Below are 12,322 nucleotides of genomic sequence, written 5' to 3'. Positions count from 1 at the left end.
GTTTATGAAACGCGATTTTTACAAACGTCATAGCAAAAACGTATAGTAACCCTATGGCTACAACTGATATGAACACGGAATCCGTGTATGCTCCTGTTCCACCAATTTTCGAGAAGCTCGGCCTTGCTTATGATGATGTGCTGTTGCTTCCAAATGAGACTGATGTTATTCCTTCCGAAGTGGATACAACTACTCATCTAACTCGCGAAATCACTATGAAAGTTCCTGCAATTTCTGCAGCAATGGACACAGTAACCGAGTCCGATATGGCTATTGCAATGGCTCGAAATGGTGGAATTGGTGTTCTTCATCGCAATCTTTCTATAGATGATCAGGCTGCGCAAGTCGATATTGTTAAGCGCAGCGAGTCTGGTATGATTACCGACCCACTCACTGTTCACCCAGATGCAACGCTCGCAGATTTAGATAAATTGTGCGGGCGTTTTCATATTTCTGGTTTGCCAGTGGTAGATAGCGAAAATCGTCTAGTTGGTATTATTACCAATCGCGATATGCGTTTCATTGCTTCCGAAGACTATGATCGTTTGAAAGTCAAAGACGTGATGACTCGCGAAAATCTCGTCACTGGTCCTTCTAATATTTCTAAAGAAGACGCGCATCGTTTGCTTGCAGACAACAAAGTTGAAAAATTGCCTTTGGTTGATGCAGAAGGCAAGCTTACTGGTTTGATTACTGTTAAGGATTTTGTGAAGACTGAGCAGTATCCAGATGCTACTAAGGATGATCAGGGTCGCTTGCGCGTGGCTGCTGGAATTGGCTTCCTTGGAGATGCTTGGCAGCGTGCGTGCGCGCTTATGGAGGCTGGAGTTGACGTGCTTGTGGTTGATACCGCAAACGGCGAGGCTCGATTGGCTCTTGATATGATTCGCAGAATTAAGGCAGATAAGGCGTTTGACGGAGTACAAATTATTGGCGGAAATATTGCTACTCGCCAAGGCGCTCAGGCTATGATTGATGCCGGCGTCGACGCTGTAAAGGTTGGCGTTGGACCAGGCTCTATTTGCACTACGCGCGTTGTTGCAGGCGTTGGTGTGCCTCAGCTTACTGCTGTTTATGATGCGGCTCAGGCTTGCAAGGCTGCTGGCGTTCCATGCATTGCTGATGGTGGTATTCACTATTCTGGCGATATTGCTAAGGCTTTGGTTGCTGGCGCTGACACCGTTATGCTCGGCGGCACTTTGGCTGGTTGCGAGGAAGCTCCAGGTGAAAAGGTTTTGCTTCACGGCAAGCAGTATAAGCTTTATCGTGGCATGGGCTCGCTTGGCGCAATGGCTCCTCGCGGTAAGAAGTCTTATTCTAAGGATCGTTACTTCCAGGCAGACGTTACTAGCTCCGACAAGGTGGTTCCAGAAGGCGTGGAAGGCGAAGTTCCATATCGCGGTCCACTTAACGCTGTGCTTTACCAGTTGCTTGGCGGATTGCATCAGTCTATGTTCTACGTTGGTGCGCACAATATTAAGGAAATGCAAGAGCGCGGTCGCTTTATTCGCATTACGGATGCTGGTCTTCGCGAATCGCATCCTCACGATATTGTGATGACTGCAGAAGCGCCAAACTACAGCGGTTTCCACAACTAAATCGTAAGTTGCGTAAGTTGCGCGTATAAGTTGCGTATAAATCGCAAGTAATTTTGCATTAAACGGCGAAGAGTTAGCTAAGTCTTTTTTGCTACTTTCTAACTTTTCGTCGTTTTTGTTTTGACAATTCGTATAAAATTATTGTATAGTTAGTGGGATATCCCACTAAAAATGAGGTGTTTTGTGGAAGTAGTGAAAGATTATGACGTTCGTCTTGATAGTAAAAAGCGTGTAACTCTGCGCGGAGCTAAATACCCTTATTACAATGTTAAAGAATGTGATAATGGTTGTATTTTATTAGAGCCACGTGAGCTTACTATTCCTAAGAGTATCTCTTCTAAAACTCTTAAAAGTATGGGTGAAGCAATCCGCAATTTTAAGATTGGCAAAGTCTCTGAACCTGTTGATCTCTCTGACTTCTAGGAGTAAGTGAATGAACTTCAATATTAGAATGGGTATTCCAGAGATGTCTAATATTTGGGAGAGATTGAAGAAAGAGTTTCTAGAAGGCAGTATAAGTAAAAAAGATCTTTCTCTTTATAAGAAATGGGGAAAATCTATGAAACTTTTATCTGAAAATCCAAGGCATCCAGGATTGCATACTCATGATATTGAAGAATTGACAAATAGATATGGTGTTAGAGTTTGGCAATCCTACTTGGAGAATAAAACAAGTAGTGCAATGAGAATGTATTGGGTTTATGGTCCAGATCATATGTCAATAACTATTATCGGTTTAGAGCCTCACCCTGAAGATAAGAAAAATGGATCATATTCTAGAATTTCACTTTCTGATATGCCAGAGATGTGATTTTAGCTGTTAGTCGTCGCTGGGAAGATGTAGGCTGATGGGTTCGAAAAAATATTAGGAAAGGAACGAAAATGGCTGAAGCTAAGGAAGATCTTACGTTTACGCCGGAAGAATCGCGCTTAATTTGGATTGATTGCGAGATGACGGGACTCGATATTTTCCACGACGAATTATGCGAAGTATCTGTAGTTCCAACTGATTTTAATTTGAAAGTTCTAGACGACGGAATTGATTTAGTGATTAAGCCGAGCGATGCTGCTGTGGCTCATATGAACGATTTCGTACGCAATATGCACACTTCTTCTGGGCTTGTTGACGAATGGAATAAAAACGGTTTGCCGCTAGAAGCAGCGCAAAAGCAGGTAGTTGAGTACGTAAAGCGCTTCCTGCCAGAGCGCGGAAAAGCGCATCTTGCTGGAAACTCCGTTGGCTCCGACAAAAAGTTCCTCGACCGTTACATGCCAGATTTAATGGCAAATCTGCACTATCGCGTAATCGACGTAAGCACGTTGAAGGAGATTTCGCGCAGACTTTACCCAGACGTTTACCGCAATAAGCCGGCAAAACATGGCGGCCACCGCGCGCTCGCGGATATTATTGAGTCGATTGACGAGTTGAGATATTACCGTGACATGATGTTCGTTCCAGCTCCAGGCCCAAGCGAAGCACAGGCAAAAGCTGGCGCACAGCACATTGAGAGCACGAGCTTGCTTCGTGACTATGAGCGCCGCGGTGAAGCATTAGAAGACGTAAATTCCGCAGAAAAGCGCGACTATTAAACAAAGCGCGACTACTAAACGCAATAAAAGGTACTGCCAATGAAGCAATCCGAAGCCCTAACCATAATCAACGCTGGTGCAAGCGTTTTCATTACCGGCGCTCCGGGTGCAGGTAAAACCTACGTATTAAACGAAGCTATTCGCGCAATGAGAAAAAACGGTTTAAACGTGGCTGTAACGGCTTCTACCGGAATCGCAGCAACGCATTTGAACGGCCAAACAATTCACTCGTGGAGTGGAACAGGCGTTGCAAACGCGCTTACCGATTCGCTTCTTAAAACCATTAGAGCTCGGAGAGGAAAGCGCATAAAAGCCACAGACGTGCTTGTGTTGGACGAAGTTTCCATGATTCACGCTTGGCTTTTCGACATGGTTGACGAAGTGTGCCGCAAGGTGCGCAAAAATGATTTGCCTTTTGGTGGACTGCAAGTGGTGGTTTCTGGCGACTTCTTCCAGCTGCCTCCAGTTAGCACGTCTACGCGAAATCGTGATGTGTTCGAGCCAAGTCCAGAGTTTATTGAGTCGCGCGAAGATTATGCTGCTGCTGGCAAAAATCCAGAAGGCTATATTACGGAATCTTTCGCCTGGGATGCTTTAAAGCCTGTTGTGTGCTATTTAACTGAGCAACATCGTCAGGATGACGGCAAATTGCTTGAAGTTTTGACGGATATTCGTGGCGGTCTTGTAAGCGACGAAGATAAGCAAGTGTTGGCTAGTCGCCTTGGTGAGTATCCGCAAGACGATGAAGTTTCAGTGCATCTTTTCCCTACGAACTCACAAGCAGATGGCTTAAATAATGTGCAGCTTGCGGCAATTGATGCTGAGCCTCACGAATTCGTGGCAACAGAAGCCGGCCCTAAAAATCTCGTCGAGCGTTTAAAAAAGAATATGCTCGCTCCAGAACGGCTTGTATTAAAGGCTGGAGCTGCAGTGATGGCGTTGCGAAACGATCAAGATAAGCAATATGTGAACGGCTCGGTTGGGCGAGTTTTGAGATTCGCACCTGAATCTAAAGGCGGATGGCCGATTGTTGAGTTTGAAAACGGCAATATTGTCACTCTTAAGCCGGCTGCTTGGGAAATGACGGATGGTGAGACTGTTCTTGCTAGCATAAATCAAGTGCCACTTAGATGCGCGTGGGGAATTACGATTCATAAATCGCAAGGTATGACGCTTGACAGTGCGGTAATGGATTTGCGTAGAACTTTTGCTCCCGGAATGGGATATGTGGCGCTTTCTCGCGTGGAAAATCTGGGCGGGCTTTATTTGGAAGGTATTAACGATCGCGCGTTTAGTGTTTCGGCGGATGCTGTACTGCTAGACGGATTCTTGCGTGAGGCTTCTAAACGCGCGAGTGAGTTGCTTGCTAGCGACGGTGCTGCTGCTTTCGTAACAAATAATGCGGAAGATGATTCTGCGAATCAGCAAGAGTTTGACATTTTTGGCGCTGTCAATTACGCAGATAATGAAGAGTTTTCTTTCGATAACGAGTTTTAGCATTTTGCGCCATGACTTGCCTGAGCGCTTAGAGCGTTTTGCGACTAATCCGCGCGAACGACATAATCTATATTCCGCTTTTTGTACGTGATTCGGGTCAAAATTGGTACAAAATGCGGAGGATGTTTCCAGAGTTTGTAGTCCAACACTCCATTTAGAGCTACAAAGTCGGTAAAGTGTTTTTGCTTTTGATTAGCTGTGTAAACAAGTGTTTATGTCCTCATGCGCAAATAGATTGGAACGCATGAATTCCAATGTACTTCGTATGTCTCAGCTGTTCCTTCGTACGCTGCGCGAGGATCCAGCAGACGCGGACGTAACTTCCGCAAAACTTATGCAGCGCGCAGGCTATATTCGTAAATCTGCCCCAGGTGTGTGGACTTGGTTGCCGCTTGGACTCAAGGTTTTAAACAAGGTTCAAGCGATTATTCGTGAAGAAATCAACGGTATCGGTGCGCAGGAGGTCCACTTCCCAGCGCTTCTTCCACGCGAGCCATACGAGGCTACAAACCGTTGGGAAGAGTACGGCGACAATATTTTCCGCCTTAAGGATCGTCATGAGGCTGACTATCTTCTTGCTCCAACGCACGAAGAAGTTTTCACATTGCTTGTTAAGGATATGTATTCTTCTTACAAGGATTTGCCAGTTACTTTGTATCAGATTCAAACGAAGTATCGCGACGAGTTCCGTCCTCGTGCAGGTCTTATTCGCGGACGCGAGTTTATTATGCAGGATGCTTATTCGTTCTCGATTGACGAAGATGGTTTGAAGTCTGCTTATGTTGAAGAGCGCGCTGCTTACGCTCGAATTTTCGACCGTTTGGGCATTAAATATGTGATTGTTCACGCTGTTTCTGGCCCTATGGGCGGATCGGATTCTGAGGAATTCTTGGCTCCAATGCCAATTGGTGAAGATACTTTTGCGCTCGCTCCTTCTGGAAAAGCTTGGAATGTTGAGGCTCTTACCACTCCAGAAATGCAAGAGGTTGATTATTCGGCAACTCCTGCAGCAGAAGCTCTCGAAACTCCAGAGGCTAAGACGATTGAGGCTTTGGTTAAGGTTTCCAACGATTTGCATCCGCGTAAAGATGGTCGCGAATGGCAAGCAAGCGATACTTTGAAGAATCTGATCATTGCTGTTAAGCATCCGGCTGATGCTGAGGGTGGTGAGCACGAGGAGCCATGGCGCGAAATCGTGGCTATTGGTATTCCAGGTGACCGCCAGGTAGATATGAAGCGTCTTGAAGCTCAGTTTGCTCCTGCAGAAATTGAAGAAGCAACTGAGGATGATTTGAAGGCTCATCCTGAGTTTGTTAAGGGCTACATTGGCTTTAGCGTATTAGGTCCTCAAGCTCGCAAAGATGGTAGTGGAATTGAAAATCCTGTCCGCTACTTGATGGATGCTCACGTTGTAAAGGGCAGCGCCTGGGTTACAGGAGCCGACGAAGACGGAAAGCATGTTTACAACGCTGTTTACGGCCGCGATTTTGAGGCTGATGGTGTTGTTGAAGCAGCCCAGGTTCGCGATGGCGATATGAGCCCAGATGGTTCCGGTCCATTGAGCTTCGAACGCGGTGTTGAGATTGGTCAGGTGTTCCAGCTTGGTTTAAAGTATTCTAAGGCTTTGGGCTTAAGCGTTCTTAACGAAAATGGTAAAGCTGTACCAGTTTGGATGGGCTGTTACGGTATTGGCGTTAGCCGCGTGATTGCATGCTTGGCAGAAACGCATCACGATGATGCTGGTCTTGCATGGCCTATGGCGATTGCTCCAGCTCAAGTTCACGTCGTTGCTACAGGCAAGGATCAAGTTGCTTTCGATGCTGCTGAGAAGGTTGTTGAAGAGCTTAGTAAGCAGGGAATCGAAGTAATCTTCGACGATCGTCCAAAGGTTTCTCCAGGCGTGAAGTTTAAGGATGCTGAGCTTGTTGGTGTGCCGCTGATTGCTGTAGCCGGCCGCGATACTGTGAACAATGGAACGATTGAAATCCGCGATCGCAACGGTTCAAACGTTGAGGCAATTCCAGTGGATGAGGCTGCTGCTCGAATTGTAGAGCGCGTTCGTGAACAGTTGTAATCGCAATAACTGTTAACAACGAATCAGCGATTAAGCAATTAAACTATTAAACAATTAAACGACTAAGCAATATTGCCGTTGGTGTAATGCTTTGTATATTATACGCATTATTTTCAGCGGCAATATTGCTATGAATAGTAAAAAATTATCTAAATTATTAGAATAGAATGTTCATAAGTTTTAATGTTTAATTCTATTAAAACTTTCTAAAAATCATTTACACCTCCTTCAATATCGTCATATTGGTTTTCTTCGACTTGTGAGACGAAATCTATTGTTTCTTTTGCTGAAGATTCAGCATCATAATGGTATTCTTGGCTGTCGTTTTCTTGCGAAGAATCCATAGAATATGTATTAGCCATAGGGTTTTTCATCGCCAAGCTCAAATCTTGGTTGGAATAAGTCTCTTGATTTGACCGATTTTCTTGGTTTATTTGATTAGTGTGATATTTGCTATTGTTACTCTGATCGGTTCTTCCACGATTATAAGAGTATTTAGTAAAAGCACTGATTCCTCGATTTAGGTCGTGTCCAATTGCGGTTGCTTCTAGTACAACTCGAGATCGGTCTTCTCCGTCTTTGTGCCAGGATTCCGTGTTTAAATTTCCACATACGACTATCGCGTCTCCCTTATGCACGCTTTTTAGTACATTTGCAGCTAAAGACTTGTATGCTTTTACTGTCATCCAAGTTGTCGGTCTATCTTTCCACTGTCTTTCCTCGCTATGATAGTAAGACGTTGTGCTTCCTATTCTAAGTGAGCATGCTGGTGAGTTTTCGTTGCGACTAAAGTTCACAGGGTCATTCCCTACATAGCCGCTGATTGTTAGTGTTGCTTGTTGTTGTGCCATATTCTTAACCTTTCAAAAGTTTGGACTGCGACTAATTTAAATCTCAAAATTCATCGCGCAACACGTGTTGATTATTGTGATTTTCAATAAATTTGCCGCAGTAGAATCAACTATGAAGTATCAAAAATAGTTTTGCAAGATATTTTTATCAATGTGGTTAAAGCCTATGCTTTATGCACATCGTTTAAAAACTCTTGACAAAATATATAAAACTGAGTAAGCGAGTCTAAAATGCGGAAAATATATGTAGATTGATATACTTAGCGGAAGTAGTTTTTGTTTTTCATTAGCATTGGAAGGTGAAGCTTGAATTTTTTGCCTACATGTTTGTGTTATTTGAATCAGGGATTACTGAAAAGTAGTTATTAATCACGTGGAGAGAGGTCTACATTTATGTGGCATAAGTCGCACGTATTTTCTGCAAAGAAATGTTTAGCTGCTGCGGCATCAGCTGTTGCTTGCGTAGCAATGATTGGATCTACTGCCGTATCTGCTAGTGCTTTGGTTATAGTGCAAAATCACAGTGTTGCTAATGTTAATACTAATTGGCAAGTTAAGAATCAGTCGGTTGCAAGCTACATTTTAGGTGCAATTCGTGATGTGCGTTCAAAGTATTATGACGATGGCGTTACCCTTATGAACGGTATGACTCTTGCAGATTATGTTACTTCTAAGGGTCTTACAAAAGAACAGTATATTAATGATATTCGCTACGATCGTGCTAATGAAGAGGATGCTTATCGTCGTGCAAATGAGACTGTTCAGCATGGAAAACTTGGACATTTTGCTGCGGATGGTGTGAACCTTCCAAACTACGATGGTCGTAAGGCTTGGGTCGAAAACATTGCTTGGGGTGAAAGCTCAGAAGAATCTATGTCGGATTGGACCGCTGGAGAGGAGTCTGCGTTACACCAATCTAATGGTGCTGAAACTACTTACAATGCTCATCTTTACCAGATTTTGAATCCAGAAAACATTTCCTTCGGATATGGCGAAATAGCAGGTACCAAATACGGAAGAGTATCTGTTTTGACTCTTTCAACTCAGGTTGGAGACACTGACTACCCACAAGGCAAGTTAGGTGTTGCTCCTCACCTTGATTTTGCTTGGATTATTCGTAATAACGATATTGCTGTTGGTGCAAATGCTTACACCGACAAGCAGCTTGAGTATCGTTGGCTTTCCTACAATTTGAATACTCAGCAGTGGGCTACTATTGCTGATTGGAGTACTGGAAACTGGGCTTCTTGGGTTACAAAGCCAGGTGATTATTGGCTGCATTGCGAAGCTCGTGATCCTTCTACCAAGAAAGTTATTTTAGAGAAAACAATTGCTTTCCACTACACAGTTCCAAGCCAAACAGTTATTACTGGAACTTATGCTGGTTGGCAAGGCAGTAGTGTTCTTCTTGGTGCATCCACTAATAATCCTAATGGTTCTACCAAGATTAAGATTTATGATTACAATGCTAAGCAGTGGGTTGAAGGATTTGATGGTCCTTGGGCTTTGTGGAGCCCACGCCCAGGCATTTACTGGACTCATTTCGAAGCTTACGATGAGAACGGTAATTTGTCGGATGTTAAGACCTACGCTTTCGGCGTGTGAATCTGATTAGTAAATCTGATTAGTATCATTTAAAAAGCCTGCAAACGTTTTAAACGCTTGCAGGCTTTTGTTTACTTATTTACTTTAGTTTTATTTGCGATTTACCAAATGTGTACGCGCTCGCTTGGGTCGAGCCACATCTCGTCGCCTTCTTTAACGTCGAAAGCATCGTAGAACAAGTCAACGTTGCGCGCAATGCCATTAGTGCGGCACTCTGCAGGGGAGTGTGGGTCGATTTGAAGGTATTGCTCCGCAATCTCGTTACGAGCCTTTGAACGCCACACAAGTGCGTAGCTTAAGAAGAATCGTTGCAAAGCAGTGAAACCATCAATCTTAGGAGCGTTCAGCAAAGTTTCGCGAATCGCATCATCACTTCCGTCGACTTCTTGTCCCTTGCTCTTTTGCAAAGCAAAAGCGTAGGCTTTAAGAGCAATAGTTACGCCGCTTAAATCACCAATGTTTTCGCCGATTGTTAAAGCGCCATTTACGTGAGGCATTGCATCGCGCTCTTCTTTGCTCTTTAAGTGAGAGTATTTAACAATAAGCTGCGTTGGTGTAAAAGCATTGTATTGCTCAATAAGCGTTTTAGTGCGCTCAGTGAAGTTGGTTTTGTCTTCTTCAGTCCACCAATTGTTAAGCACGCCGTCGCCATCATATTCGCAACCTTGATCGTCAAAACCGTGGCCGATTTCGTGACCGATTACGGCACCAATAGCGCCGTAGTTTGCTGCGTCTGGAGCACTCGGGCTAAAGAATGGCGGCTGCAAAATCGCAGCTGGGAACACGATTACGTTAAGCAGCGGATCGTAGTAAGCGTTTACAGTTTGCGGAGTCATCTGCCACTCTTCGCGATCCACAGGTTCTCCAGCTTTTGCAGTATACCTACCAAACACAAATCGAGAAACTTCGCGCATATTCTCAATTAAGCCAGCGTCTTCCTTAATATTTAGCGCAGAGTAGTCAATCCAATGATTAGTATAACCAATATTTGGCTCAAACTTGCTAAGCTTTTCCAAAGCCTTTGCTTTAGTTTCCTCGCCAAGCCAGCTGCTGTGAGAAATCGACTCGCGGTAAGCGTTAATAAGATTGTCAACTAAGCCTTGCATATACTTTTTAGAAGACTCAGGGAAGTGCAAGCGCACGTATTCTTTACCGACTTCCTCGCCGCAAGCATCGTCAACAACTCCGATTGCGCGCTTCCAGCGATCGCGCGGCTTGGTGGCGCCAGAAAGCACTTTGCCGTAGAAGTCGAATCGCGCTTGTGCAAAATCCTCGCTTAACATGCTTGCCCAGCACAAAATCACGTGCACGCGTGCCCAAAGCTTTAGATCTTCTAAGTCGGCTTCTTGCCAAATCTTATTCAATCCTTCTATAAAGCTTGGCTCGTGAACTACTACTTTGCTAAAAGCTTTACGAAAATCTATTGGCTGATTCTTTGCTTCTTCGGAATCGTCGTAAGATTTTTGGGCAGAATCCAAGAAGGCGTCAAGATTTAACGCTTCAAGCGTTTTTGCCAAATCCGCATAATCGTAAGGATTATAAGTTTTTTGAGAATCGCGTGTTGCTACGTTATCCCAGTGGTTGCTTGCGATTTGTGTTTCAACCTTCAAGAAACGTTCCGATTGCTCTCTTGTAGTAGTGGCATCACCGTATCCAGCTAAGCGCAACAATGAAGCCACCATTTTTACGTATTCAGCGCGAATCGGAGCGTAATTATCTTCGCGATAGTATGCTTCGTCTGGCAAGCCCAATCCAGCCTGCTCAATGTGCATAATATTCGTCTTAGGGTCTTTAGGGTCTCCGCAGACGCCAAAAGCAAACATTGCATTTGGACCACCGTATGGAGTAAGAGAAGCAATAGTGCGAACCAGGTCTTCCTTGCTGTTTGCCGCATCAACAGCGTCTAAATCGCTCTTAATTGGCGTAATTCCAGCTTTTTCAATAGATGCAGTATCCAAATAGTTGCGGTATAAGATTCGCGACTTTTTGGCTGGGCAATCTTCGCTTTCTAAAATATCTCGAATTTGCGTCTCTGCATCTTCTGCGAGCTTGTAGAAAGCACCATACATTGGCTTGTCTTCTGGAAGAGTGTAAGTGTCAATCCAAGGACCGTTTACGTAACGGAATAAATCGTCTTGTGGTCGAGTAACCGATGAGAAGGAAGCTGGGTCAAAATTTACAGCAGAAATTTCCTTCTGCGATTCTTTATTATTATTATCATTGTTATTAGGCATGTGCCTAGATTACAAGTATTAAGCGACATCATTAGCTAGTATTTTCGCTATATTTTGCGCTATTTTCGTGCCTGCGCGTTAGTCTTAAATCATGATTGAACTTAAAACTCCATCCGAGATTGAAGCTATGAAGCCTGCGGGTCGCTTCGTTGGTAGTATTCTTAAAGATTTACAAGCAATGACAAAAGTTGGAACAAATCTTCTTGAGATTGATGACTTTGTTCGTCAACGCATTATGAGCCGTAAAGGTGCGTCTTCTTGCTATGTTGACTACGCTCCTGATTTTGGAACTGGTCCTTTTGCGCACTACATTTGCACTTCTGTAAACGATGCTGTTCTTCACGGAGTTCCTTTTGATTACAACCTTAAAGACGGCGATTTGTTGACTCTTGACTTAGCGATTAACGTTGACGGATGGGTTGGAGATTCTGCTATTAGTTTCGTGGTTGGAAAGCATGCGGATCCTGAAGATTTGCGCTTAATTAAGTGCACTGAGGAAGCACTTGAGGCTGGAATTAACATGGCTCAGCCTGGAAACCGCCTTGGAGACATTTCTGCAGCTGTTGGATGCGTTGCTCACGAGTATGGTTACAGCGTAAACCTTGAGTTTGGCGGTCACGGAGTTGGCCATATTATGCATGGCGATCCGCACGTTCCTAACGATGGCACTGCGCATCACGGCTACAAGCTTCGCCCAGGCTTGGTTATTGCTATTGAGCCGTGGTTCTTAAAGACTACTGACGAGATTTATCAAGATCCAAAAGACGGTTGGACTCTTCGATCTGCTGACGGTTCGCGTGGCGCTCATAGCGAGCATACGATTGCAATTACAGAGAATGGTCCAGAGATTTTGACCGTACGCTAAACTTCGAA

The 12,322-nt window shown here is 44.3% G+C and carries 10 protein-coding genes; 8 read left to right on the top strand and 2 right to left on the bottom strand.

All coding sequences use genetic code 11. The annotated features are described in order from the left end of the window. Nucleotides 1-53: 53 nt before the first annotated feature. The 6 genes from guaB to HXT25_RS00185 all read left to right on the top strand — a co-directional run bounded on the left by guaB (nucleotide 54) and on the right by HXT25_RS00185 (nucleotide 6,759). On the top strand, nucleotides 54-1,598 hold the full coding sequence (gene guaB / locus HXT25_RS00210; protein ID WP_004114891.1) for an IMP dehydrogenase: 1,545 nt from the start codon (nucleotides 54-56) through the stop codon (nucleotides 1,596-1,598). A gap of 183 nt (nucleotides 1,599-1,781) precedes the next feature. Continuing rightward, nucleotides 1,782-2,021, top strand: coding sequence for a hypothetical protein (locus tag HXT25_RS00205; protein WP_004114892.1), 240 nt, complete (start codon nucleotides 1,782-1,784; stop codon nucleotides 2,019-2,021). Nucleotides 2,022-2,157: 136 nt separating this feature from the next. Further along, on the top strand, nucleotides 2,158-2,409 hold the full coding sequence (locus HXT25_RS00200) for a hypothetical protein (RefSeq protein ID WP_004130611.1): 252 nt from the start codon (nucleotides 2,158-2,160) through the stop codon (nucleotides 2,407-2,409). Between the two features lie 71 nt (nucleotides 2,410-2,480). Further along, the gene (gene orn, locus HXT25_RS00195; RefSeq protein WP_075038870.1) at nucleotides 2,481-3,188 is read left to right on the top strand and encodes an oligoribonuclease; all 708 of its coding nucleotides are present in this window, start codon (nucleotides 2,481-2,483) and stop codon (nucleotides 3,186-3,188) included. Nucleotides 3,189-3,227: 39 nt separating this feature from the next. Beyond that, nucleotides 3,228-4,685, top strand: coding sequence for a PIF1 family DEAD/DEAH box helicase (locus HXT25_RS00190; RefSeq protein WP_422118546.1), 1,458 nt, complete (start codon nucleotides 3,228-3,230; stop codon nucleotides 4,683-4,685). Nucleotides 4,686-4,929: 244 nt separating this feature from the next. Then, a complete protein-coding gene (locus HXT25_RS00185) occupies nucleotides 4,930-6,759 on the top strand; it encodes a proline--tRNA ligase (protein WP_192382170.1) in 1,830 nt (609 codons plus the stop codon). 206 nt (nucleotides 6,760-6,965) lie between these two features. Here HXT25_RS00185 and HXT25_RS00180 read toward each other — a convergent pair whose 3' ends face one another. After that, entirely contained in the window at nucleotides 6,966-7,610 is a 645-nt protein-coding gene (locus HXT25_RS00180) for a single-stranded DNA-binding protein (protein ID WP_004138146.1), read from the bottom strand. 393 nt (nucleotides 7,611-8,003) lie between these two features. Here HXT25_RS00180 and HXT25_RS00175 point away from each other — a divergent pair, with 393 nt between their 5' ends. Beyond that, complete coding sequence (locus HXT25_RS00175) at nucleotides 8,004-9,215, top strand: 1,4-beta-N-acetylmuramidase (RefSeq protein WP_422118545.1); 1,212 nt, start codon at nucleotides 8,004-8,006, stop codon at nucleotides 9,213-9,215. Nucleotides 9,216-9,316: 101 nt separating this feature from the next. On the opposite strand, the gene HXT25_RS00170 is transcribed toward HXT25_RS00175, so the two are convergent. After that, nucleotides 9,317-11,449: a M13 family metallopeptidase gene (locus tag HXT25_RS00170; protein ID WP_422118544.1), complete on the bottom strand. Its 2,133-nt coding sequence runs from the start codon at nucleotides 11,447-11,449 to the stop codon at nucleotides 9,317-9,319. A 91-nt stretch (nucleotides 11,450-11,540) separates the two neighbouring features. Between HXT25_RS00170 and map the strand changes: the two genes are divergently transcribed. After that, nucleotides 11,541-12,314, top strand: a complete 774-nt coding sequence (gene map, locus HXT25_RS00165; RefSeq protein ID WP_004132877.1) for a type I methionyl aminopeptidase — start codon at nucleotides 11,541-11,543, stop codon at nucleotides 12,312-12,314. Nucleotides 12,315-12,322 lie beyond the last annotated feature (8 nt).

This window comes from Gardnerella sp. DNF00476 (genome assembly GCF_049262735.1).
Taxonomy (GTDB): Bacteria; Actinomycetota; Actinomycetes; order Actinomycetales; family Bifidobacteriaceae; genus Bifidobacterium; species Bifidobacterium vaginale.
This window is presented reverse-complemented; position numbering and strand designations above follow the sequence as displayed.

What these genes read in the sequence shown, in the direction of transcription:
- guaB (WP_004114891.1), top strand. Translation starts at nt 54, where the DNA reads ATGGCTACAACTGATATGAACACGGAATCCGTGTATGCTCCTGTTCCA.
- HXT25_RS00200 (WP_004130611.1), top strand. Translation starts at nt 2,158, where the DNA reads ATGAAACTTTTATCTGAAAATCCAAGGCATCCAGGATTGCATACTCAT.
- orn (WP_075038870.1), top strand. Translation starts at nt 2,481, where the DNA reads ATGGCTGAAGCTAAGGAAGATCTTACGTTTACGCCGGAAGAATCGCGC.
- HXT25_RS00190 (WP_422118546.1), top strand. Translation starts at nt 3,228, where the DNA reads ATGAAGCAATCCGAAGCCCTAACCATAATCAACGCTGGTGCAAGCGTT.
- HXT25_RS00185 (WP_192382170.1), top strand. Translation starts at nt 4,930, where the DNA reads ATGAATTCCAATGTACTTCGTATGTCTCAGCTGTTCCTTCGTACGCTG.
- HXT25_RS00180 (WP_004138146.1), bottom strand. Translation starts at nt 7,610, where the DNA reads ATGGCACAACAACAAGCAACACTAACAATCAGCGGCTATGTAGGGAAT.
- HXT25_RS00175 (WP_422118545.1), top strand. Translation starts at nt 8,004, where the DNA reads ATGTGGCATAAGTCGCACGTATTTTCTGCAAAGAAATGTTTAGCTGCT.
- HXT25_RS00170 (WP_422118544.1), bottom strand. Translation starts at nt 11,449, where the DNA reads ATGCCTAATAACAATGATAATAATAATAAAGAATCGCAGAAGGAAATT.
- map (WP_004132877.1), top strand. Translation starts at nt 11,541, where the DNA reads ATGATTGAACTTAAAACTCCATCCGAGATTGAAGCTATGAAGCCTGCG.